The organism is Amycolatopsis sp. NPDC043887 (assembly GCF_056435665.1).
This window is the reverse complement of the sequence record NZ_JBWKEB010000002.1, coordinates 791,811-814,738: the sequence shown is the minus strand read 5'-3', so window position 1 is coordinate 814,738 and position 22,928 is coordinate 791,811. Positions and strand designations below refer to the sequence as shown.

The following is a 22,928-nucleotide window of genomic DNA, read 5'->3' as shown; positions in this document are numbered from 1 at the left end:
CCAGGTCCGCGCCGGTGATCACCGGGTCGCGGTCATCCGATCGGGCGATCTGCGCTGCCCGATCGGCCCGCGCAGGTTCACCGAGCACAACAGTCCGAGGATCAGCGCGCAGACGGGAAGGAGGAAAGCGGCCTTGACCCCGTCCGTGAGCGCGGCGCCGGTGACCTGCGCGGCGAGTTCCCGTGCCTGGGCCGCGATCTCGGACGGCAGATCCAGGGGGACCTCGGGAGTGCCGCCGAACTCGCCGGCGGCGACGTCCGCCCCGGCCTCCCCGGTGAAACCGTCGACGAAACCCTGCCGGAACTCGGCGGGCAACGCCGCCGCCGCTTCGTTCGCCCGCGCCGTCATCGAGGCGCCCGCCCGCGCCTGCACCAGGACTCCGACGGCCGCGCCGCCGAGCACCCCGCCGACCTGGCGCGCGGTGTTGAAGATGCCCGACGCGCTGCCGACCAGCGAACGCTCGACGGAGTTGAGGGTCACGTTGTTCATCGGCGAGAAGGTGAACCCGACCCCGAGACCGCAGAGCAGCAGTCCGGGGAGCAGGGCCTGCGGCGAACTCGCCGGGATGATCACCAGCGAGACGAGGCACAGGCCGCCGCTCAACGAGAGCAGCCCGAACGCCAGCAGGTATTTGGGATTCACCCGGTCCGAGAGCCTGCCCGCGAACGGCGCGACACCGCCGGACACCACGGCGAGCGGCGCGATGAGCAGCCCGGCGTCGGCCGGGGACAGGCCGAGCACCGACTGGACGTAGATGACGAACAGCAGAAGCATGCCGGTCATCGTGAAACCGACCGTCACCGCGGCCGCGGCACCCAGCGAGAAGTCGCGGTGGCGGAAGATCCGCAACGGCAGTAGCGGTTCGCGGCGGTTGGCCCGTTGCCACAGGACGAAACCGCCCAGCAGCAGCACCCCTGCCCCGATGACCTCGAAGGCCGTTCCCCAGCCGTAGGTCTGTCCATTTTGGATACCGAAGACGACGCAAACGAGACCCGCGCCGAAGAGCAGGATCCCGGGAACGTCGAAGCGGTGCGAATTCCCCGGCCGCCAGTCGGGGACGAGGACGACGGTGAGCGCCAGCGCGATCAGCCCGACCGGGACGTTCGCGAAGAAGATCCATTCCCAGCCGAGATGGTCGACGAGCACACCGCCCAGTACCGGGCCGGCGATCATGGCGAGCCCCGCCACACTGCCCCAGGCGCCCATCGCCGGGCCGCGTTCGTCCGGCGGGAACAGATGCGTGATGAAGGCCGTGGTCTGCGGGGTCATCAACGCGGCACCGAGGCCCTGCACCGCGCGGGCGGCGATCAGCGTCTCGACGTCACCGGAAAGTCCGCACCAGAGCGACGCCGCGGTGAACACCAGCAGCCCGGCGACGAAGACGCGCTTCGGCCCGAAACGGTCGCCCAGCCTGCCGGCGGGCAGGATCGGGACGGCGTAGGCGAGCAGGTACACGCTGGTCACCCAGATCACCGCGGTCAGCTCGGTGCCGAGTTCGCGCACCATCGACGGCACCGCGATGTTCACGATGCTGATGTCGAGCATGACCATGAAGAAACCCAGGCACAGTGCGAAAAGCGCCGGCCAGGGCCGGGTCCGCTTCGCCATCCGTCCTCCTGTTCCGGCGCTGGAAGGGGCGGACGACGAGCAGGGCCGCTCGCCGTCCGCCCGGGGTCATCCTGCTTGCGTGACCATTTCGACGACGTTCGCCACGGGGGCCCAGACGCTGTCCGGACGACCGATTCCCTGATACGAAAGCCCGGTCCGCGCCACGGTGTTCGGGTCGAGCAGGTTCCGGGTGTCGATGACGGACCGGCCGTGGAGCCGGTCGGCGATCCGCCCCCAGTCGAGGGCACGGAACTCCGGCCACTCGGTCAGCAGCACGACCGCCGCCGCCCCGTTCGCCGCGTGATAGGCGGTCCCGGCGATCCGCACGTCGTCCGTCACGCCCGCCACCGGCGCGTGGACGCTGGGGTCGTAGCCGGTCAGTACAGCGCCTTCGGCGGCCAGCAGTGCCGCGATCGCCAGCGACGGGGAATCCCGCAGATCGTCCGTCCCGGCCTTGAACGTCAAGCCGAGCAGGCCGATCCGGACGCCGGCGAGGTCGCCGCCGACGGCCTTGCGCACCTTGTCGACCACGAGTTCCTGCTGCTTCACGTTGGTTTCGATCGCCGCTCGCAGCAGGGCGAAATCGCTGCCCGCCGATTCCGCGGTGCGCAGCAGCGCGAAAGTGTCCTTCGGCAGGCAGGAGCCGCCCCAGCCCGGGCCCGGTCGCAGGAACGACTTGCCGATCCGCTCGTCGTAACCCATCCCGGTCGTCACGTCGTCGATACTCGCGTCGAGGTACTCGCACAGTTCGGCGACGGTGTTCACAAAGGACAGACGCGTCGCGAGGTAGCAGTTGGACGCGTACTTGATCATCTCCGCGCTCGCGGAATCGGTCACCAGCACGGAGGTGTCGAGCTGCTCGTACAACTCGGCGACCCGGCGGGCGGGGACCGGGTCACGGTCGGCCGAACCGACCACGATCCGGTCGGGGTTCAGGAAGTCGTAGACCGCGAACCCTTCGCGCAGGAACTCGGGATTGGACACGACCGCCACGTCCGGGCGATCGATCAGGTCCGCGACGCGGGCCGCCGTGCCGACGGGGACCGTCGACTTGTTCACCACGACGCAGCCGGGCGGCAGCAGATCCCGCACCTCGGCCACGACGGATTCCAAAGTGGACAGATCCGCCGCGCCGCTCGCGCCCATCGGGGTCGGCACGCAGAGGATCACGATATCCGCCGCGGCCGCCGCCGCGCTCGCGCCGAGGACGAACCGCAGCCGCCCGGACGCCAGCCCGTCCACCACGAGTTCGCAGATCCCCGGTTCCCTGATGGTCGCCTCACCGCGCCGCAGCGCGTCGACCTTCTCCTGGTCGACGTCCGCGCAGACGACTCGGTGTCCCAAGGACGAGAGGCACGCGGCCGTGGTCAGCCCGACGTAGCCCGCGCCGATGACGGCGACCTCTGCCCCCATAGTTGCACCCATTCCCTTACCCTCCAGTTATCGAGGTCATCGGGCAGCACGGAGCCGCGCTGCCCGATGACCTCGCGAGATACGGATTTTCAGCAGGACGAACCGTGAGTCACTTGGCGTGCGGGATGGCCCTGATGCCCTCGTACGGGGTCTCCCTGCCGAGGTAGTCCACCGTTTCGAACAGGCCGATGGCGTCCATCGGGTAGCGGGCGCCCGCCTCCGCCGCGAAGACGCACGGAAGGATCTGCTTCCGCTCCGAGGCGGCGGCCTGGCCACCCTTGCGGATGTGCTTGTGGGTGTGGATCAGGATCGGCATGTAGCCGCCGCCGAGGAACGAACCCGCCTGCAGCACCGCCCCGCCGACGCAGTCGATCACGCAGCCCTTGCCGAGGATCGCGTCGCGGCCCTGGTAGTAGTACGAAGGCGTGGCGAGCGTGCCGTGCTCCACATGGAACACACCCGCCGACAGACCGATGATCGAGCGGCCGCAGGTGCGCAGCACCGAGCGGTAGAAGTCGACCAGGATCGGCCGCACGGTGGTGTCCGGAAGCGAGAATTCCCCGCACATCAAGGTGATGCGCACCAGTTCCGCGAGGGTGAGGCCGGAACCGTGCTCCCCGGGGAATTCCTGGTCCCACGGCACGAGGTAGTCCGACGCCGCCACCATGCTCGTCCCGACGTCTTCGAGGATGAGCCGCTCCGCCTCGCCGACCGGTTCCGACGGAAGGACACCGTTCGCGAGGATCCGCACGGCGAGCATATGCCTGCTCTCCAGCGTTTTCGCGCGGCTGGCCGCGATCAGGAGGTTGAGCCTGCCGGTCACCGTTTCGGGGATGTCGAAGAGGTGGTCGATGCCGTCGGTGGGGACGGCGATCTTCGCCTGCAATCCCCGGGCGGGCAGCGGTTCGTAGGAGTCGACGACCTCTTGGAGGGCGCCGGCGTACTCGCCCGTGCCGATCCGTACGAGCTTTTCCGCGGCCAAAGCCCGGTAGTCGTAAGGGATCGAGGTCGACGTCGACAGCACGACGTCGGCGAGCAGGGCGCGATACCGGTCGTCGTCCAGCGACGACGCGGCCAGCTCCAAGGACAGGTAAGGGGATTCGTCGCCGGGGCCGTGGATCCAGCTCGCGGTGAAGGGTGCCTCGAACCGGCACGCCTTCGCGAACAGCGCGCGGGCGGCGTCGTCGTTCTTGATCTGGCCGGTGACCTCGGCCAGTGCCACTTCACGTTCCGAGACTTCGGGCAACATGTCCTTGGCCGGCCGCAACAGTGTCGAAAGATCCTCGATGCTTCGCGTCATGCTTCGCTCCCAATTCGTGCGAACTTCTCGTTTTCCGTTGTCTGCGGGAAGGTTCCGGTGAACATCGCCGAACCCAGCGCGGCGAGGAACCGGTGCTCGGCGGGGCGGACCACCGTGGTGCCCTCGTCGAGGTGCCGCAAAAGGTCCAGCTGGGTCAGAAGCGCCTCCTTGAAATGGTTGACGGCGATCAGGAAATGGCGCGCCGGAGCGGCGGTGTTCCGGATGTGGACGGCGTGGATGTTCTTGTGGTCGGGATCCGCGCCGAAGAACGGTTCGAAGACCAGGGTGACGTGCTTCCCGGAGAAGAGTTCGACGTCCGCGAACCGATACCGGAACTCGGACCCGTACGGGATCGCCGATGGGGCGATGAATTCCCTCGAAACCCGTTCCGGGAAAGCGAATCCGGCCAGTTCGGGGAAGGCGATGGCGCCGGTCGACGACGTGTAGAGCTCGACCTCCGGGATGCCGGGCGCCGTGGTCCGCACCCGCATCTCCGGTGTCACCGAAGACGGCACCGTGCGCAGATACGTCCGGTATTCCGAGGTGGGAAGGATCGCTCGCAGGATGCTCAACATGTGGAAGCCCTCATAGCCGGCTTCGCCGTATCGGGTGTCGACGAACCTGCCGTTCGCGACGTCGAATTCCCGGTTCTTGGTGAATTCGACGGTGATCTTCCTGATCGGATCGGAGCCGGCGAGGTCCCGCGCCGACGCCGCGAAGCGCTGTACGGCTTCGCTGTGCGAATACACGTCGTTGACGATGATCCGGGCACGGGGGTGGCGCCGGACCGTGCGACCGAGACCGGCGAGGTCGTCCGGGTAGCAGGCCGGTTTCTCCAGCAGGACACGGGCATCGGGTTGCCGCCGCAGGATCTCGTCGACGACCTCGAGATGGGTCGCCGTCGGGGTGGCGACCACCCAGGCGTCGACCGACGAGGGATCGGGAACCTGCGCCACCCGCTCCCAGTCCGCGCCGTCGCCGAGGTCCACGGTGCCGATCCGGTGCCCCGCCTGTCCGTAACACGCGGCGTACAGCGAGCCGATCTTGCCGAGCCCGACGATCACGATCTTCTTCTCAGTCAGCGGCGGTGCCGACACGGGCTTCCCCTCCTCGCGACCGGATGGCGTGACGGGCGGCGGACGTGCCCGCCGCCCGGCCCAGCACGGCGCCGGCCATCAGGCCGGTGCCGCCCGGATAGCCCTGGTCGTAAAGGCCGCCGACGATCACGCCCGCCGCGTAGAGACCGCTGATCGGTTCGCCGCCGCCGCGCACCTCGGCGTCCGGGGTCACGGACAACCCGCCGTAGGTGAACGTCAGCCCGCAGACCACCGGGACGAACAGGAACGGAGGCGTGTCGAGACGTTTCTCCGCCTGGCCGTCGTGCAGCCGCTGGACTTCGGCGGTCAGGTTCGCCGCGTCGATGCCGAGCCGCCGGGCGCCTTCTTCGAGCGAGGAGACGGACACCGACGCCGGGTCGCCGACGTAGCCCTTCGGGAGCGCGCCCGCCGAGACGACCTTGTCGTCGAAGATCTGGAAGGCGATCTTTCCGGGCTGTTCCTGGATCTTCTGGCCCAGCGTGACGTAGGTGAGGTTGCTGTAGCCGCCGGCTTCGTCGAAGAACCGGCGCCCGTCCCGGTTGACCACGACGCCCAGCGGGTAGGCGTAGCGGGCGAGGCCGTGAGATTTGTGCATCTGCCCCGGCAGCATGTGGTCGGGCAGGTTGATGCCCTGCGGTGTGGTGTGGCACTTTTCCCAGTTGCCCGCGGTGTCGGCGCCGAGGTCGACGGCCGCCGCCAGCGGGGCGCCTTCGTTGAACGGAACACCGCGCAGCTTCACTTCCCGCCACTCCACGCCGAGGTGGCGTTCACGCAGCCGGGTGTTCGCCTCGAAACCGGCCGATGCCAGCACCAGCGCGTCGGCGAGCATCGGGAACGCGGGACCGGAACCGTGGAGCAGATACCGGTCGTCGGCGGTCTTCTCGAAACCCGTGACCGCGCTGTCGTAGAAGACCGTTCCACCGAGCTGTTCGAACCGCGCGAAGTTCCGGTCCTGGAGGCTCTGGCCGCCGCCGTCGAGGACGATCGGCACGTCACCGGGCAGCGGCGTCGGTCTCGGGGCCCAGCGCTGCCCGAAGTCGCGCATCCAGGTGATCGTGTCCGTCGAACGGCGGACGATCGATTCGATGAGGGCGACGTCCACCTGGTCGCCGGACACCGCCAGCCAATCGGCGAAGTACTGCTCGTCGGCGTACCCGGTCCGGCCCGCCAAGATCTCGTCGACCCGGCCCTTGTCCGCCTCCCGTAACAGGGAGGCGATGAAAGGGCTTCCCGGCCACGAGAAACGCATGGTCCTGGTCAGGGAACTGTTCCCGCCGCGTAATTGTTCCGGCGCGGCTTCGAGGACGCTGACCGCCGTCGCGCCCGCCTGTAGTGCGGCTATTCCCGCGCAGAGGCCCGCATTACCGGCGCCGACGACGACTACCTGCCTTTCGGCGACGGTATTTCGACCGTTATCCATCAACAACGCTCCACAAATCCGATGTTCGCCAATTCAGGGACGACCGAGTTCGAACGAGACCGCGACGTACCGCCGGAGGGCATGGCGAAGGGTTATGCCCTCGAACGGGCGCCGAACAGTCGGTTCACTGCGGGAATCGCAGCTTTCACTCCTCGCGTGTGCTCAGATGTGCGGCGCACGAGGGTCTTTCTTCGGAATCAGCGCATCGCCCGCCCCATACGGGCGATGCCGGCGTCATCCGGTCTTCAGTGCGGAGATTTCAGTGGACGCCTTCCGAGATGAACCAGGAGTTTCCGCCGGGTTCACCGTCGCCCTTGACGATGATCATGCGGATGCCTCTGGTTTGCTCATTTTCTTCGGCCCGGCTTTCCCGGGCCTCCCCAGTTTCGATCGGCGGTGAGGCCGACTGGGGCCAGCCTGACTTCCTGACCAGCGCAGGGGCAACCTTCGGCCAGTTCGGCCTTGTTCGAAATCGTTCGAGTGGTCCGAACAGCTGTTTCCGGCGCCGCTGAATGGCGGTATCGCGGCTGAGATCGGCTCAGCCAATCTAGAGTGATGATCGTTGATGAGGGGGGCGACGACGGGGAATCGCCGGCGACGGTTCACCCGCCGGACTCGACGGCTTCACCGGCTGAGTTCACAGCAGCACTGCGTGTATTGAGAACATGGTCCGGATTGACCTATCGACAGTTGGCCGGTCGGGCGAAAGAACTCGGGGGAACACTTCCGGCGAGTACGGTCGCGACCACTCTCGGCCGCACCACACTCCCTCGCGAATCGTTCGTCGAGACGTTCACGCGCGCGTGCGGGCTGAACGACGAAGAGGTACGGCGGTGGCTCGACGCCCGGACCCGGATCGCGATGGGGACTCCGCCGCGGCCCGCCGACGAGACGAAGGTGGAAGCCGTCCCCCCGCCGCCGGAGCCCGAGCCGGAGCCGGAACCTCGACCCCGACGGCGCTGGCGCGCGCCGATGATCGTGGCCGCGATCGTGACCATCGTCATCGTAGGTACCTTGGGATATCTGACGCGGTCCTTCGGCGCGTCCTCGAAGGCCAAGGAAACCGCGGCCGTGGTGCCGGGGCTGGACGTCCGGGAAGTGGGCAGCTGGGCGCAGATCCGCCCCGCCCGGTCTCCCGAGTTCTGTCTCGCCGAAGGGCAGGATCGGACCGGGCTCTATTCCGGTCCCATCGTCGCCCAGCAGATCTGCGGTGGTGACGCGGCACCACGCCTGTTCATCGATCCTGTCGGGGAAGAGAACGCCGTGCAGTTCCAGTGGCACCATCCGGAGACCGGGGTCGGCTGCCTCACGGTCGTGAACGAAGGGCTCGGGCACGACCTGGTCGAGTCCCGCGACGACTGCGACGACGATGGTATGGACCAGTTGTTCACCATCGCCCCCTTGGATCCGGCGGAGCCGGGACGGTTCGTCATCCGGCCCGTCGGCACCAGCCAGTGTCTGGGCCTGCGCGACCTGGACACCGTCGCGGGTACGGAGGTGGTCCGGGAGCGTTGTTCCGGCGCGCCCGACCAGACGTTCCTCATCGATCTGATCCCGCCGCCGTGAGTCCCGGCCGGGGTGGTGTTTCGGGTCAGGTCGTGAAGGCCTCCTTGCCTACCCTGACGGTAGTGAAGGAGGCCTTCACTACCGTCAGGGTCGCCGCTCTCGTCCCAGGTGCACCAGCGGCCACAGCAAGCACGGCGGCCGCGCGTGAAGGACCCCCTTCCCTCGGCTCAGCCGAGGAAACTCGACCTTCACACCTTGCCGAGTACATGAAGGCCCCCTTTCCTTGCGCCAGGCGCAAGGAAAGGGGCCTTCATGTACTTCAGGCGGGCACGGGCGCCGGTGACTCGTTCGGTGCCCACTGTGACGAACCCCTATGTCTTGAAGGCTCCTTTGAAGACATCCAGCGTCTCAAAGGGGGCCTTCAGGACATGCCCACGTCCGTGAAGGCCTCCTTCCCTACCCTCACGGTAGGGAAGGAGGCCTTCACGGAGCGGTCCGCAAGCGCCTCCCGTGATCACTCCACGAGAAAGGTGGCGGAGCCGGGAACCGAAGACGACCTTTCGACGACTTGTGGGGCTGAATCGTGCGGCCCGGCGAGCGGAGAGAGATGCACTGGTACGAGGACGACGACCTGTGGGTCGGCTTCGCGGACGTGATGTTCCCGCCCAGCCGGGCCGAAGACGCCGAACGCCTGACGGCCACGTCACCGCTGCTCGAAGTCGCCGATGGCGCGAAGGTGCTCGATCTGGCGTGCGGCCCGGCGATCCACGTCGTGCCGCTGGCGAAGAAAGGCGCCGACGTGACCGGCGTCGACCTCAGCCCGGCGATGCTCGAACGCGCGCGCGAAGCCTGCGAAAACGCGGGAGTCGCCGCGAAGCTGATCCAGGCCGACATGCTCGAATACACCGAGCCCGCCGCGTACGACCTGATCATCAACATGTACACGTCGTTCGGCTACTTCACCGAGCCCGGCGACAACCTCACGGTGCTGCGAAACGCCTACGCCAGTCTCGCGCCCGGCGGCAGGCTGCTGGTCGACGTACTCGGCAAGGAGGTGCTGGCCGGCTGGGTAGGTCGCCCCAAGGCGGTCGACGTCGACGGCGGGACGGTGTTCATGCGCGACACCATTCTCGACGACTGGACCCGGCTCAGGACCGAGTGGACCCTGGTCCGCGACGGCGAGGCGAAGCAGGCGTCGATCCTTTCCTTCTTGTACAGCGCCGCGGAACTGAAGGCGCTGTTCGAGACGGCGGGCTTCACCGGCGTCGAGTGCTTCGGTGACTTCGACGGCTCGCCGTACGACAACCACGCGCGCCGCCTGATCGTGCGTGGTGAACGTGCCGGCTGAACCACTTCGCCTGTTCGCGGAACCGGACGACGAGACCGCGCGCCCGCTCCGGCTCACCGGCCCGGTGATCCTGCTGTCGGTCGCGCTCCTGATCTCGCTGATCGCGGGCATCGCGCTCGGCCCGTCGAACGTCGCGCTCACGGATGTCCTGCGCTACTTGGGAAAGGCGATCACCGGCGGAACCATCACCGGCGATGAGGTCACCGGGTACTCGATCGTCTGGCAGGTTCGCACCCCGCGGGTGCTGCTGGCGGCCGTGGTCGGCGCGGGGCTCGCGGTGGTCGGCGTCGCGGTACAGGCGCTGGTCCGCAACGCCCTCGCCGATCCGTTCGTGCTCGGGATCTCGTCGGGCGCCTCCGTCGGTGCCGCCGCCGTCGTGGTGTTCGGCCTGTTCGCCGGGCTCGGCGTGCTGGCGCTGTCGACGGCCGCCTTCCTCGGCGCGCTGGGCGCGACGGCGATCGTCTATCTCGCCGCCCGCGGCAAATTCGGCCTGACGCCGTTGCGTCTCGTGCTCACCGGGGTCGCGCTCACGTATGCCTTCCAGGCCGTGATGAGCGTGCTCGTCTACCTGTCGCCGAACGGCCAGGCCGCGCAGACCGTGCTGTTCTGGTTGCTCGGCAGCCTCGGCGCGGCGACGTGGGCCTCCCTTCCGCTGGCCGCGCTCGGGGTGGCCGTCGCCGTCGTGGTCCTGCTGCGCTACGGCACCGCGCTCGACGTCCTGTCCATGGGCGACGAGACCGCGATGAGCCTCGGTACCGACGCGGCCGCGCTGCGCCGCTGGCTCTTCCTGCTCACCGCGGTCGTCACCGGCTTGCTGGTGGCGGTCAGCGGCTCGATCGGGTTCGTCGGGCTGGTCCTGCCGCATGTGGTGCGGATGATCGCCGGTTCGGGGCACCGCCGGGTACTGGCGCTCGCGCCGTTGGTGGGCGCGGTCTTCCTCGTGTGGGTCGACCTGCTCGCCCGCACGCTCGTCGCCCCCGAGGAACTCCCGCTCGGCGTGATCACCGCGCTCATCGGCGTTCCGGTGTTCCTCGTCGTCATGCGGCGCCGCGGCTACGCGTTCGGAGGTCGCTGATGCTGTCGTTGCGCGAACTTTCCGTCGAGGTGGCCGGGTCGGCGCTGATCCGCGAGCTGTGCCTGGACGTCGGCGCGGGCGAGGTCGTCGGCCTTCTCGGCCCCAACGGCAGCGGCAAGTCGACGGCGTTGCGCTGCGTCTACCGGGCGTTGTCGCCGTCCGGCGGCGCGGTCCTGCTCGACGGGACCGACCTCGCCGAACAGGGTCTGCGCGACACCGCCCGCCGGATCGCCGCGCTCACCCAGGACAGCCGGGCCGATCTGGACTTCACCGTCGAGGAGGTCGTCGCGCTCGGGCGGTCGCCGCATCAGCGCGGCAATCTCCGGCTGTCGGCCCGCGAACGCGCGCTGTGCCGGGAAGCGTTGCGGCGGATGGACATCACCCATCTCGCCCAGCGCAGTGTGCTGACGCTGTCGGGTGGCGAACGGCAGCGGGTCCTGGTGGCGAGGGCGCTCGTGCAGGAACCGGAGGTGCTGGTCCTCGACGAGCCGACCAACCATCTCGACGTCCGCCACCAGGTGGAACTGCTGAAGTTCCTGCGCGACTGCGGGCTCACCGTGCTCGTCGCGCTGCACGACCTCAATCTCGCCGCCGCCGTCTGTCACCGGATCGCGTTGCTGCGCGGCGGATCGCTCGCCGCCTGCGGGACCCCGGCCGAAGTGCTCACCCCCGGAACGGTCCGCGCCGTGTTCGGCGTCGAGGTCACCCAGGTGACCCACCCCGTGACCGGGGCTCTCCAACTGCTGTACGACCTTCCCGCCGATGAAACCGAGGGGATCACACGATGAAGCCGTCCAGGGTGACCGCGCTCTTCGCCGCGGCGCTGCTCCTGAGCGCCTGCGGTGCCCAGGTCGAGGCCGGACCGACCGCGCCGGCACAGGCCACGGTGACCAATTGCGGTGCGCAGGTCGCCTTCCCGGCGCCGCAACGTCCCGTCGCCTACGACGTTTCGGGTGCCGAGAAGATGTTCGCGCTCGGGCTCGCCGGCCGCATGCGCGGCTACGTGATGAATTCGCTGGGCGACCCGTCGATCGCCGGTTCGCCGTGGAAGGACGACTACGCCAAGGTCGAACGCCTCGGCACCTCGCGGGTCACCCGAGAGATCCTGGTCGACGCCAAGGCGGACTGGGTGATCGCGGGCTGGAACTCCGGGTTCAGCGAGGAACGCGGGATCACCCCGAAACTGCTGGAGCAGGTCGGTATCCGGAGTTACCTGCACACCGAGACCTGCTGGGAATATCCGACGGCGAAGCAGGAGGTGGCGCCGCTCGAAGCGCTCTACACCGACCTGCGCAATCTCGGCGACATCTTCGGTGTCCGCCAGCGGGCCGACGAGCTGGTCACGGAACTCAAGGGGCGCTTCGACAAGGTCCGCGCCGGAGCACCGAAGACACCGCCGGCCAAGGTGTTCGTCTACGACTCCGGCACCGACCAGCCGTTCACGTCCGGAAAACACGCCGCTCCCGACGACATCATCGACGCCGCCGGCGGGACGAACGTCTTCCGCGATCTGCCGGACGGCTGGGGGAGTGTCGGCTGGGAAGCCGTGGTCAAGACCGAACCCGAGGTGATCGTCGTGGTGGACTACGCCGACCAGCCCGCGCAGGACAAGATCGCGTTCATCAAATCCGCGCCGCAGCTGAAGAACACGCCCGCCGTGCGTGACAACCGGTTCCACGTCATCTCGTACGGGGACCTCGTGAGCGGCCCGCGCAACGCGGCGGGCGCCGAGTCGCTGGCCGCTTATCTGCGCTCGATCGGCCGGTGACCGCGATGTCCGCGCTGGTCCACGAACACGTCACCGACGCGATCAAGACGCCCGCGTTGATCCGGCTCGAACCGAACATCGTGCTGATCCGCTTCGAGACCCTGAAGGTCTATGCGGCGCTCGGCGCGGTCCGGTCGCTGCTCGCCGATGGAACTGTCCGAAAAGGACAGACGCTGATCGACAGCTCCAGTGGGATCTACGCGCTCGCGCTGGCGATGGCCTGTCATCGTTACGGCCTTCGCTGCCATATCGTCGCGTCGACCACCGTCGACCTCACCATGCGGTCGCAGCTGGAGATCCTGGGTGCGACAGTGGACCAGATGCCGCCGTCGGACGACCTCCGCCTCGACCAGCGGCGCCGCGTCGCGCGCGTGCATGAACTGCTGGAACGGCATCCGGGCATGCACTGGATGCGCCAGTACCACGATCCCGTGCATTACCTGGGCTACGCCGAGGTCGCCGATCTCGTCGCCCGCGCGCTGCCGTCCGGGCCGCTCACCGTCGTCGGCAGTGTGGGCACCGGCGCGTCGACCGGCGGGATCGCGCGCTCGCTGCGCGAACGCGATCCGGACGTCCGCCTGACCGGCGTCCAGCCGTTCGGCAGTGTCACCTTCGGCAGCGAACGGTTCACCGATCCGGACGCGATCATCGCGGGTATCGGCTCCGCCATCCCGTTCGGCAACGTGGACCACGAACTGTACGACCGGATCCACTGGCTGGACTTCGCGCACGCCATGGCCGCGACCATCGGCCTCATGCGTGAGCACGCCGTGTTCGCCGGGCTTTCCACCGGTGCGGCGTATCTCGTCGCGGGCTGGGAGGCGGCGCGGAATCCGGAGCGGACCCATGTCGTGATCGGCGCGGACACCGGGCACCGTTACACCGCAAGGGTTTTCGCCCGGCATCGGGAAGCCGTCGACCCGGCGGGCCTCGCGCCGCGCGAGATCGCCTCCCTGGACGAGCTCGCCCTGCCGTGGGCGGCGATGGACTGGAGCCGCCGCCGATTCGGGATACCCGCACAGCCGCTGTACCGGAAGGAGCGGGTTTCGTGACCGTCGTCCTGTTGGAAGCACTCACCTTCGGCCTGGGCAGGCTCGCCGACGCGGCGGCGGAGGCCGGGCGGAAACTGGTGCTGTTAACCGGAAATCGCGACATCTACCGCTACGAACTCGGCACGCTCGGGCCGGACCGGGTCGAGGTCGTCGACATCGACACCACCGACATCGCGGCCTGTGAGACCGCGTCGCGCGCCATCCCGGACCTCGCCGGGATCATCAACTCGACCGACACGTGGGCACTGCCCGGCGCGGAACTCACCGCCCGGCTCGGCCTGCCCGGCCCGGACGCGGCCGCCGTGCGGGTGCTGCGGGACAAGGGCGCGGTGCGCGACCGGCTGTACGAACACGGGCTCACCCGCGGCAGGCCGGTGCCGGTCATGGTCGCCGAAGAGCTCGGGTTTCCTCTGGTGGTCAAGGATTCTTCGGGAACGTCGTCGCGGGGCGTCTGGCTCGTCCGCGATCAGGCCGAACTCGAACGAGCCAGACTCGAGGCGAAGACCACGCCGCTCAAGGGGCATCTGATCGCCGAGCCGTATTTCGCCGGCCCGCTCTACAGCGCGGAAACCGTGACCTGGCAGGGAAGGACCCGGCTGCTCGGGATCCTCTCCCGTCAGCTGTCGCCCGAGCCGGTGCGGCGTGAGGAAGCCGCCGCGTTCCCGGTGGCCTTCCCCGCGGCCGAGTACGCGGGCTTGGCGGACTGGATCGGCAGGGTGCTCAAGGCCGCCGGACACGAGCAGGGCTTCGCGCACACCGAATTCGTGCTCACCGCCGACGGCCCGGAGGTCGTCGAGATCAACATCCGGATCGGCGGGGCGATGCTCGGCGAGGCCTTGTGCCGGTCGCTGGGCACCAACGTCTATTCCGCGATGATCGCCATGGCGCTGGGCGAGGAACCCGCCTTGCTCACCCAGGAAGTCGGTGGGGGACCCGGGATCGGGTTCGTCTTGGCATACCCGGCCGCGGAAGGCGTGCTGAAGGGATGGTCGGGGCTCGACAAGCTGCCCGGCCTGCCCGGTTCGCCGGAGTGGTATCCGACGGCGAGCCCCGGCGACGAGATCCGGCACCTCGCGGATCAGCGGTCGTGCACCGGGATCGTCCTTGCCGAAGGGCCGACGGCGGAGCTGGCGTTGCATCGCGCGCTGGCCGCGGCGGGCGGGATCACGCCGGAGATCGATTCTTGAGAGTTCTCTCAGATGGATAGCTTTACTTTCTGTTATGGGAAGTGGGGCTATCCATTCGGAGGGAATCGTGGACGGAACAGTGGGCAGGCGCGCCTTGCTCGGGGGCGCGATGGCAGCCGGTGTCACGATGCTGGCGGCGAACACGGCCACGGCGGGGGAAGACCGGCGGCGGTTCGCGGGCAAGGTCGTGCTCGTCACGGGGGCGACGTCGGGGATCGGCCGTGCGGCGGCCATCGCCTTCGCCGCGGCCGGTGCGAAGGTCGATTTCTGTGGCAGGCGGGAAGAGCTCGGGCGTGAGGTCGAGCGGGAGATCCGCCGTGCGGGCGGGGAGGCGACCTATCTCCGGGCGGACGTCCGGGTTCCCGAACAGGTTCAGTCCTTTGTGGACGTCTTCGTCCGGCGGTACGGCAAGCTCGACATCGCGTTCAACAACGCCGGGATCCACCTCGGCAAGCCGCTGCACGAGATCTCCCTCGACGAGTGGGAGGACGTGCAGCGCACCAACGCGCGCGGCGTGTTCCTCTCGATCAAGTACGAGGTGCCGCATCTGCTGAAGGCCGGCGGCGGGGTGATCGTCTGCACCGCGTCGGCGCAGGCCGACCAGACCAGGCCGGGGCACGCCGCCTACACCTCGAGCAAACGCGCCGTGCAAGGCCTGGTGCGCGCGGCCGCGCTGGACTACGGCGCGAGGGGGATCCGGGTGTTCTCGATCGATCCGGGGACGATCGACACCAGGCTGGTGCGCCCGCCGGGTATCCCGGACGACCTGTGGGCGCGGTTCAAGGAGGCTTGGGCGCCGCTGAACGTCCACGGTCTGCGGAGGATGGGGGAAGCCGCGGAGATCGCTTCGGCCGTCCTCGCCCTGGCGTCACCGGATTTCGCCTATCTGACCGGGACTTCCGTTCTCGTCGACGGCGGCCTGAACACCGGGAGGCCGATGGTGATGCCGCCAGGGTTCACCCCGCCCGCCTGAGCGGCCGTCGGGTTCGCTTGAAGCAAAGGCGGTAGTGAACGCCTCCTTCCCTACTCTGAAGGTAGGGAAGGAGGCCTTTACTACGCCGCCGACGGTGCTTGGCGAGACCCATGGTCTGGAGATGTTCCGCGAAAGCCACTTTCGTGAGGTGTGATGTCCCGAAAGTGGCTTTCGCGACACGATCGCAGACTGCCCTGAGCAGACTGCCCACCGCACGCGAAACCTTTACCCACCCCTCGATAACCGTCCTTGAGCGGGCGCGCACTTCTTGGCCTCCGCGGCGGCGGCCGGCGCGGCAGGAGGCCGGGGGTGTCCGTGACCGGTTCCTGCGTGGCGTCCATCGCCTTGACGGCCGCGTCCATGGCGGCTTCGTTCCCGGACTTCTCCAACCGCTGCTTGCCCGCGGTCGCCGCGTCCCTCGCGGCGGCGTACTGGTCCACAAGGGACTTCTTCACCGCACCGGAGGGGTGGAGGGTTGCCCTCAGCCGCAGCCGCCCATGATCCGGGTCAGTTCCCCGGGCAGCAGCGGGGGCTCCGGCAACGGATTCGCGGCGGGCGCCCGCATCCCGTCGAACAGCAGCGCGAGATGGCGGCGCCAGACCTCCGGCCGGACGGCCGCGGTCGCCTCCACGGTGCGCGCGATCCCCCAGGTCACAAAGGCCATGTCCTCGAGGGTGAAGTCGGCGCGCAGGGCGCCGCTCTCCTTCGCGCGTTCGACGATCCGGGTCATGAGTTCGTAGCCGCGTTCGAGGTCTTCGGTCTGCGGCGGACGCGTCGAGGCGAGTTCGTTGTAGCCGCGATCGGTGGCCTGCAATTCGCAGACCCGTTCGACGAAGGAGGTCAATCCGATCCAGGCGTCGTCGAGGGAAAGTGCGTGCTCGGCCAGCTTCGCGACGGTCTCGGTCCGGTCGGCGAACACGGCGTTCACCAGATCCGCGCGCTGGGGGAAGTGGTTGTACAGCGTGCCGATGCTGACGCCCGCGGTCTTGGCGATCTCTTCGAGCGCGACGTCGAGGCCGCGCTCCGCGTAGAGCCCCCTGGCGGCCTCGACCAGCAGGTCGCGGTTGCGCTGGGCGTCCTTCCGCAGGGGTTTGGTCATGACGGCATCCTAGCCAAGTTGAAGGCGGCCTCAAGTTACGGGTATAAGTTGAGGAGACCCTCAACTTAAGTCTTCGGGAGGACATATGACCAAGACGCTCGCGATCTTCGGCGCCGGACCGGTGCTGGGACTTTCGCTCGCGCGTCGCTTCGGCCGCGAGGGCTTCCGTATCGCCCTCGTCGCGCGCACCACCGAGAACCTCGACGCGCTCGTCGCCGAACTCGACGGCGACGGCATCGAAGCGAGCGGGTTCGTCGCCGACGTCTACGAGCCGGCGCGGATCGCGGCCGCCGTCACCGCCATCGGCCGGATCGACGCGGTGGCGTTCAACCCCGGCGGCGGGACCATGGGCGAGGGCATCGTGCCGGTGCTCGACGTGGACCCGGAGAACCTCCGGCTCATCCTGGACCGTTTCCTGGTGTCCGCGGTGGCGCTGGTGCGGGCCGTGCTGCCGGACATGACCGAGCGCGGCGACGGCGCGATCCTGTTCACCGCCGGGCAATCCGGCCTGCACCCGGCGCCCTTCCTCGGCAACGTCGGCATGGCGCAGGCCGCGCTGCGGAACTATTTCCACAATCTGAACGCCGTGCTCGCGGAGAAGGGCGTCTACGCCGGGGCCGTCAACGTAGGCGCGCTGATCGAGGGCAGCGTGCCGCATCGGGCGCTCACCGCGAGCCCCATGGACTTCGAGCCCGAGGTGATCCATCCGGACGTGTTCGCCGACGCCTTCTGGAAGCTTTACGAGACCCGTGAAGCGCCGGAAGCGCTGGTCGGATCCTTCGGGAGGTGACCTACTTCTCGATGGCGTAGGCCTCGATCTCGACCTTCATCTTCGGGTCGAGCAACGCCGACACCTCGACCATGGTGGCCGCGGGCAGCACGTCGGCGAAGGCTTCGCGGTGCGCCCGCGCCACCAGATCGGCGTCCTTGATGTCGGTCACGTAGGTGACCGTGCGCACCACGGCGGACAGGCTGGAGCCGGCCTCGCGCAGCGCGGTCTCGATGAGCGACAGCACGGCCGAGGCCTGCTCGTAGGCGTCGCCCGAGCGGGCGGGTTCACGCGCCGTGGTCCCGGAAACGTGGATGTGCTCGCCGACGCGCACCGCCCGGCTGTAGCCGAAGACCGGCTCGTAGTCGCCGCCGGAGGAGATGTTCACCCGTTCAGTCATGACCCGAACGAAAGCACAAGGGGTCCTGTGCCGGAACACCGGTACAGGACCCCTGGCCTTTACTGCTCTTCCTTGTCCTCCGGCGGTTTCTCGTTCGCGGCCGGCGGGATGGCCTTCGTCAGCTCGACGATGGTCTTCCCGGCCATGCCCGAAGCGCCGTAGGTCGGGTCGCTGAGGATCTTGGTCGTCTTCTCGATCGCGTCCGCCACCTTGGGGAACCGCTTGTGCAGATCGCCGATCGGGAAGCTGTTCCAGTAGTCGAACCGCTTCAGGATGTCCGCCGCCTCGGGGCGCCCCTCCAGCACCTTCGTCAGCTTCTCGCGCACGACCCGGAGGGGCATGTCGCTGAGCTTTTCCCGAGGGGGCTTGGGCGGAGTGTCCGGAGTGGTGTCGGACGGTTTGGTCGGCGGGCCTTCGATCGGCTTCTTGCCGCCGGGCATCGGGGTGCCACCACCGGGTTTCGGCTTGGGCAGCGTGACCTTGCCGCCGGCCAGCGTCAGCTTGACGACCTCGTCGGCCGCGCCGCGCGTCTTGGCCAGGATCTTGATCATCTCGGCGAGCTTCTTGGCCGTGTCGGCGATCTGCTTGGCGATCTTGGCGATCGCCACGCCGACCGTGGTCATGATCGAGGCGATCGCCGCGATGATCGAACCGCCGAAGGTGACGGGCGCCAGCGCCACCGCCACGATCGCGGCCTTGAGGATGCCGGCCAGCGTCATGGCGATGATGTCGCGGACGATGCCGCGGACCGCGCCGATCACGGCACCGGCGATCCCCATCTGCTTGCCCGCGAAGTTGATGTACTCGGCGAGCGCGTCGATCTGGGCGGCGACGCCTTCCATGTCGGCACGGAACTTGTCGGCGGCCTCGCCGTCCCACTTCTCCATGAACTTCTTGGTGGCGGCCGCGTGATCCTCAGACCACTCCTTGACTGCCTTGCCCTCGTTGTAGATCGCCGTCTTGGCCGCCTCGATGCCCTTCGGGTCACCCATCAGGAAGTCCAGTGGCCAGCGGAAGATGACGATGTGCTCGATCAGCCAGCCGATCCCGGCGGTGAGCAGCGACCCGATCGGGTCGACGACCATGCCGAGGATCTCGATCGCCATCCCCGCCGAGGCCAGCCCGATGCTGAGGCTGTCGCCGTCGTCGACGGCTTTCTTCAGTGAGAACGCGGAATCGAAGAAACCCGCGCCCGCCGTGTCCCCGCTGCCCGCGAGGAAGCTGCGATTCTCGTCCTTGAAGTCGTCGGCCTTGGTGCCGCTGCCGTTCCCGAAGTCGTTGCGGCTGTACTCGTCGCTCACTTGACCTTCACCTCGTCGATACCCTTGCCGGCGTCGGTGATCAGCTTCTCCGCCTCCTGCTCGTTGGCGTCGTACGTCTTCGCGGCCTCACGCACCCTGTCCGAGAACTCCTGCACGTTCTCCGAGTACTTGTTCAGGTGGTCCCGCGCCTTCGCGCAGTGCATGCTCGCGCCGGCGCCGTAGATCTGGCCGCCGAAAATGCCGAAGATGCCGGGGTCGGCCACGCAGCTGCCCACCATGCCGGCGCTCTTCCGCAGCGCGTCTTCGAGTTTGTCGAGGTGACCGGCGAACTCGTTCAGGGCTTCCGTCTTGACACCGAATCCGCTCACCACGGGCTCATTTCATCGTCGTCGGGGGAGGCCGGTCGCCGGGGTCGCGGCGCCGGGGGGTTCGGCGGCCGCACGGGACGGCCGGGCTGCGGGGGCATCGGGGGGCCCGCCTGCGGTGGTGGCGGCGGCCGGTACCCCGCCTGAGGAGGCGGCGGCTCGTTGTGCGCCTCGGGAGCCCACTTGTCCTGTTCCGGGTCGTCCGGCGCCTCGTCCTCCACCTTCGGCAGGAACGTGCGGACCAACCGCGCGGCCTCGTCTTCGCCGTTGATCTCGGTGTAGGACTCGGTGACCTTCTCGACGGTCTTGCGCTGGGCCTCGCGCACGGTCTGCATGACCAGTGAGGAGAGCCGGGCAGGCCCCAGCGAGGTGGCCCGGTTGCCGAACTCGATGGCGCTCAGCGAGCCGTTGGCTTCGACCGTCACCGTCACCGAGCCGTCGGGAGACCGCACCGTGGACGCGGACGCGGTGAACGCTGCCGTCAGGGCATGGGCTTTTTCCTCGAGTTTCTTGGCCTCTCGCTCCAAAAGGAGTGCGAAGTCCTCACCTGCGTCGAAATTGGGTTGCATGCGTCGCCTTGGCCTGGTTGGGATGGGATCACGATCGAGAGGTCGACGAGGCGGAACACCCCCGGCTTCCCCGCACGGAGGGTAGACCGGCCGTACTGGTTCCGCAGCGGACCGGTAGGTCACAAGCTGATTCGCCCGTATCGTTACCACCGGGCGCGCATCCGGGACAACCCCGGTGATCGAGAACTGCCCGAAAGGTCCTCGGGACTGGCGGATCGGGGCAGGACGATGATCGTGCGGAACGCCGACAGAGACGACGTCATGGCCATCTGCCGCTTCGCCGAGGAGTATGTCCGAGCCCACTACGCGCCGTTGATCGGCGAAGAATCCGCTGCCAGACAAGTGCGGATGTGCTGGAACGAGACGGACATCGCCGGCGCCGTGGCCCGCGGTTCGGTCGTGGTCGCCGAAGAAGACGGATACCTCGCCGGCGTCGGGCAGCGCGGTCGCGACGGTGACGAGTACGTGATCGACAAGCTGTACGTGCATCCCCGGCATCGCGGTGGCGGGTTGGGCCGGTGGCTGCTCGATGTCCTCATCGGACAGTTGCCCGCGGACGCCGAGCGGGTGTACGCCGAGCACTTCGTGGCGAACGAACGCGCGGCAGCCTTCTGCGAGCGCGAGGGTTTCACGGCGGAGCGGAGCGAACTCGGCGTCGTGCGGCGCGTGCGGGATCTCCGCTAGCGGAGGTTCCGGGCGAGGGGCCCGTCGAGCCAGCGATCGACCTGGCGCTGACCACGCAGACGGACGACGACGAGGTCCGGATACCGGTTCTCGGCGATGACCTTGTGCACGCGGGCCCGGATGATCGGGTGATAGCGCCAGGCGAGTTTGACGATGTGGTCGCGATCGGTGAAGAACGTGCGCAGCGGGCCCTCGACGTTGCCGCCGGCGATCTTCGAACCGCGCCCCACACGGCGTTTCAGCGTCCGGACGACCGTGCGTGCCACGGTCATCGCACGCGGATGATCGAGCCAGACCAGGACGTCCAGCCGCTCGGTCAGCCGCTCCCGGACCTCCTCGCCCTGCCATTCGATGGCCCACTCGTCGCCGCTGATGAAGTCCAGGACGTCGGCCTGCCAGGTCTCCCGCACCGTCCAGCCGGGCGCGTGGAAGAAGGACTCGAACTCGACGAACGGAAATCCCATGCGCTCGCACAGGGTTCGCGCCAGCGTCGACTTGCCGGATCCCGCGGGGCCCGCCACCGCGGCCCGCCGGATCCGGCGCGTGGGAAGAGCGTCGTCCGGCCCGATGATCTCCATGCGGGGAGCATAAGGAGAATCGGGTGGGCGACGCGCCTCGGGTGCGATCGGCCTTCCCTCTTCACTACCGGTTTTCGGCGGCCTTCTTCAGATCCTTCAGCCAGATTTCGAGGCCCTGCCCGAGCATCGCGGTGGAGCCGGGCACGTCCTTGTCGACCTGCGGGCCGGTGTGGCTCTCCTCGGTGCGGACGATGACGCCGCCGGGGATCTTGACGAAATTCCAGACGTGGACACCGTCGATGTGCACGCCGCCGGGGCCGTCGAGGGGGCCGGTCCAGCGGATGCACTTGCCGGGCTGGAGTTGCCGGACGGTGGAAACGATGGTCACGTCACCGGGCGGGTAGGGCATGCCGGGCGGGACGGGAATGGTCCACTGGAAGCGCGAATGCTTGCGCAGCGGGCCATGGTCCAGACGTTTCATGGTGACGGGGATGGCGGGGTTCTGCCAGGACGGCCAGGCCTCCACGTCGGTCTGCAGGTTCCAGATGGTGCGCAGCGGCGCCTTGACGAAGGTCTCGGTCCGGTAGTGCACCTTGGCGGACCGGTCGATGCCTTTGCCTTGGCACGTAAGCGAAGCCGGCTTGGTGTGGTGGGCGGGCGCCGCCTGGGCGGGCGCCGTGGCGCCGAGGACGCCGGCGAGGGCCAGCGGGACCGTGAGCAGGGCGGCGCGTGTGCTGATCCGGCGGCGTGCGATGCGGGTCATGTCTCTTTCTCCTCCGCTTGTTAGCGCTTGTCGCGATAGTTAGAACCTATAGCGATCACCCTTTGAACGTCAAGAGAAACCGTGAGAGGTTCTAACTGGCGAAGCGCGTGAAGGCCCCCTTCCCCTTGGGTTCAGCCGAGGGAAGGGGGCCTTCACGCGCGAAACCGCGGGGCTCAGACCGTCCGGCCGAGGAACGCCAGGAACCGCGCCTGCGGGTCGGCGTCCGCCGGCGGTTTCACCCGCGGCCCGAAAGTGCCCGGAGTACGGCTGATGATCAGCCGGGCGAGCGAGAACGACGGTGCGACGATGTCGGGATCCATGCGCACGTCCACGCCGAGCGCGGAGCCGATGTCCCAGGTGTGCACCAGGGTGTCGAACGTCAGCAGCGCCAGGTAGTCCGTGACCGTCGCATCAGGACGGTTGGCCACGTACCACGCGGGAGCGGGCCGATCTAGCAGTCCGCCGGTGACGACGGCACTGGTCGCCGCCCGGGTCGCGCGCCAGCGGGCCAGCGGGTCTTCACCCGCCAGTTCCCCTGGCTTCTCGGAGCCCGCGGGCCCGTTCTCCACCGTGAATTCCCGGCCCGACGCGTGGTGGTGCAGCACCTCCAGGCCCCAGATGACGTGACCCGTCACGTCGCGCACAGTCCAATGTTCGCACGCCGACGCGGCGTCCCACTGGTCCGGCCGCACGGTGGCGAGCACGGCGTCGAAGGCGTCTTGTGTCCGCCGGTGGCGATCCAAGGTTTCCAT

Annotated in this window: 23 protein-coding genes; 10 read left to right on the top strand and 13 right to left on the bottom strand. The window is 68.4% G+C overall.

Annotated elements, in window-relative coordinates; translation table 11 throughout:
• Nucleotides 1-18: 18 nt before the first annotated feature.
• The 5 genes from AC069H_RS09070 to AC069H_RS09050 form a co-directional block, all read right to left on the bottom strand.
• Nucleotides 19-1,608 carry a DHA2 family efflux MFS transporter permease subunit gene (locus tag AC069H_RS09070; protein WP_478231869.1) on the bottom strand — a complete coding sequence of 530 codons (1,590 nt, stop codon included), beginning with the start codon at nucleotides 1,606-1,608 and terminating at the stop codon, nucleotides 19-21.
• Nucleotides 1,609-1,674: 66 nt separating this feature from the next.
• Nucleotides 1,675-3,021: a UDP-glucose dehydrogenase family protein gene (locus AC069H_RS09065; protein WP_478229634.1), complete on the bottom strand. Its 1,347-nt coding sequence runs from the start codon at nucleotides 3,019-3,021 to the stop codon at nucleotides 1,675-1,677.
• Nucleotides 3,022-3,130: 109 nt separating this feature from the next.
• Nucleotides 3,131-4,321: a hypothetical protein gene (locus AC069H_RS09060; protein WP_478231868.1), complete on the bottom strand. Its 1,191-nt coding sequence runs from the start codon at nucleotides 4,319-4,321 to the stop codon at nucleotides 3,131-3,133.
• On the bottom strand, nucleotides 4,318-5,418 hold the full coding sequence (locus AC069H_RS09055) for a Gfo/Idh/MocA family oxidoreductase (protein ID WP_478231867.1): 1,101 nt from the start codon (nucleotides 5,416-5,418) through the stop codon (nucleotides 4,318-4,320). The genes AC069H_RS09060 and AC069H_RS09055 overlap by 4 nt, the downstream gene beginning before the upstream one ends.
• The gene (locus AC069H_RS09050) at nucleotides 5,396-6,838 is read right to left on the bottom strand and encodes an FAD-dependent oxidoreductase (protein ID WP_478231866.1); all 1,443 of its coding nucleotides are present in this window, start codon (nucleotides 6,836-6,838) and stop codon (nucleotides 5,396-5,398) included. Before AC069H_RS09050 ends, AC069H_RS09055 begins: the two co-directional genes overlap by 23 nt.
• Before the next feature lie 555 nt (nucleotides 6,839-7,393).
• On the opposite strand from AC069H_RS09050, the gene AC069H_RS09045 reads away from it, so the two are divergent.
• The 8 genes from AC069H_RS09045 to AC069H_RS09010 all read left to right on the top strand — a co-directional run bounded on the left by AC069H_RS09045 (nucleotide 7,394) and on the right by AC069H_RS09010 (nucleotide 15,747).
• Complete coding sequence (locus tag AC069H_RS09045) at nucleotides 7,394-8,404, top strand: helix-turn-helix domain-containing protein (RefSeq protein WP_478231865.1); 1,011 nt, start codon at nucleotides 7,394-7,396, stop codon at nucleotides 8,402-8,404.
• 547 nt (nucleotides 8,405-8,951) lie between these two features.
• Entirely contained in the window at nucleotides 8,952-9,692 is a 741-nt protein-coding gene (locus tag AC069H_RS09040; RefSeq protein ID WP_478231864.1) for a class I SAM-dependent methyltransferase, read from the top strand.
• Nucleotides 9,673-10,767, top strand: coding sequence for a FecCD family ABC transporter permease (locus AC069H_RS09035; protein WP_478231863.1), 1,095 nt, complete (start codon nucleotides 9,673-9,675; stop codon nucleotides 10,765-10,767). Before AC069H_RS09040 ends, AC069H_RS09035 begins: the two co-directional genes overlap by 20 nt.
• A complete protein-coding gene (locus AC069H_RS09030) occupies nucleotides 10,767-11,555 on the top strand; it encodes an ABC transporter ATP-binding protein (RefSeq protein ID WP_478231862.1) in 789 nt (262 codons plus the stop codon). Before AC069H_RS09035 ends, AC069H_RS09030 begins: the two co-directional genes overlap by 1 nt.
• Nucleotides 11,552-12,535, top strand: coding sequence for an ABC transporter substrate-binding protein (locus AC069H_RS09025; RefSeq protein ID WP_478229642.1), 984 nt, complete (start codon nucleotides 11,552-11,554; stop codon nucleotides 12,533-12,535). Before AC069H_RS09030 ends, AC069H_RS09025 begins: the two co-directional genes overlap by 4 nt.
• Nucleotides 12,532-13,587, top strand: coding sequence for a cysteine synthase family protein (locus tag AC069H_RS09020; protein ID WP_478231861.1), 1,056 nt, complete (start codon nucleotides 12,532-12,534; stop codon nucleotides 13,585-13,587). The genes AC069H_RS09025 and AC069H_RS09020 overlap by 4 nt, the downstream gene beginning before the upstream one ends.
• On the top strand, nucleotides 13,584-14,774 hold the full coding sequence (locus AC069H_RS09015; RefSeq protein ID WP_478231860.1) for an ATP-grasp domain-containing protein: 1,191 nt from the start codon (nucleotides 13,584-13,586) through the stop codon (nucleotides 14,772-14,774). Before AC069H_RS09020 ends, AC069H_RS09015 begins: the two co-directional genes overlap by 4 nt.
• Nucleotides 14,775-14,841: 67 nt before the next feature.
• The gene (locus AC069H_RS09010) at nucleotides 14,842-15,747 is read left to right on the top strand and encodes an SDR family NAD(P)-dependent oxidoreductase (protein ID WP_478231859.1); all 906 of its coding nucleotides are present in this window, start codon (nucleotides 14,842-14,844) and stop codon (nucleotides 15,745-15,747) included.
• A 481-nt stretch (nucleotides 15,748-16,228) separates the two neighbouring features.
• Here AC069H_RS09010 and AC069H_RS09005 read toward each other — a convergent pair whose 3' ends face one another.
• A complete protein-coding gene (locus tag AC069H_RS09005; RefSeq protein WP_478229646.1) occupies nucleotides 16,229-16,846 on the bottom strand; it encodes a TetR/AcrR family transcriptional regulator in 618 nt (205 codons plus the stop codon).
• A gap of 85 nt (nucleotides 16,847-16,931) precedes the next feature.
• Between AC069H_RS09005 and AC069H_RS09000 the strand changes: the two genes are divergently transcribed.
• Nucleotides 16,932-17,636: an SDR family NAD(P)-dependent oxidoreductase gene (locus tag AC069H_RS09000; RefSeq protein ID WP_478231858.1), complete on the top strand. Its 705-nt coding sequence runs from the start codon at nucleotides 16,932-16,934 to the stop codon at nucleotides 17,634-17,636.
• A 1-nt stretch (nucleotide 17,637) separates the two neighbouring features.
• Here AC069H_RS09000 and AC069H_RS08995 read toward each other — a convergent pair whose 3' ends face one another.
• The 4 genes from AC069H_RS08995 to AC069H_RS08980 are packed head-to-tail and all read right to left on the bottom strand — an operon-like array spanning nucleotide 17,638 to nucleotide 20,211.
• The gene (locus AC069H_RS08995) at nucleotides 17,638-18,015 is read right to left on the bottom strand and encodes a RidA family protein (RefSeq protein WP_478229648.1); all 378 of its coding nucleotides are present in this window, start codon (nucleotides 18,013-18,015) and stop codon (nucleotides 17,638-17,640) included.
• A gap of 59 nt (nucleotides 18,016-18,074) precedes the next feature.
• A complete protein-coding gene (locus AC069H_RS08990) occupies nucleotides 18,075-19,316 on the bottom strand; it encodes a hypothetical protein (protein ID WP_478231857.1) in 1,242 nt (413 codons plus the stop codon).
• Nucleotides 19,313-19,645, bottom strand: a complete 333-nt coding sequence (locus AC069H_RS08985) for a type VII secretion target (protein WP_478231856.1) — start codon at nucleotides 19,643-19,645, stop codon at nucleotides 19,313-19,315. The genes AC069H_RS08990 and AC069H_RS08985 overlap by 4 nt, the downstream gene beginning before the upstream one ends.
• A complete protein-coding gene (locus AC069H_RS08980; protein ID WP_478229650.1) occupies nucleotides 19,642-20,211 on the bottom strand; it encodes a YbaB/EbfC family nucleoid-associated protein in 570 nt (189 codons plus the stop codon). The genes AC069H_RS08985 and AC069H_RS08980 overlap by 4 nt, the downstream gene beginning before the upstream one ends.
• 228 nt (nucleotides 20,212-20,439) lie before the next feature.
• Here AC069H_RS08980 and AC069H_RS08975 point away from each other — a divergent pair, with 228 nt between their 5' ends.
• Nucleotides 20,440-20,895 carry an N-acetyltransferase family protein gene (locus AC069H_RS08975; protein ID WP_478231855.1) on the top strand — a complete coding sequence of 152 codons (456 nt, stop codon included), beginning with the start codon at nucleotides 20,440-20,442 and terminating at the stop codon, nucleotides 20,893-20,895.
• Here the strand turns inward: AC069H_RS08975 and AC069H_RS08970 are convergent.
• The 3 genes from AC069H_RS08970 to AC069H_RS08960 form a co-directional block, all read right to left on the bottom strand.
• The gene (locus AC069H_RS08970) at nucleotides 20,892-21,473 is read right to left on the bottom strand and encodes a P-loop NTPase family protein (protein WP_478231854.1); all 582 of its coding nucleotides are present in this window, start codon (nucleotides 21,471-21,473) and stop codon (nucleotides 20,892-20,894) included. The genes AC069H_RS08975 and AC069H_RS08970 overlap by 4 nt on opposite strands.
• Nucleotides 21,474-21,537: 64 nt before the next feature.
• A complete protein-coding gene (locus AC069H_RS08965; RefSeq protein ID WP_478231853.1) occupies nucleotides 21,538-22,176 on the bottom strand; it encodes an SRPBCC family protein in 639 nt (212 codons plus the stop codon).
• A 173-nt stretch (nucleotides 22,177-22,349) separates the two neighbouring features.
• Nucleotides 22,350-22,928, bottom strand: coding sequence for a TIGR03086 family metal-binding protein (locus AC069H_RS08960; RefSeq protein WP_478231852.1), 579 nt, complete (start codon nucleotides 22,926-22,928; stop codon nucleotides 22,350-22,352).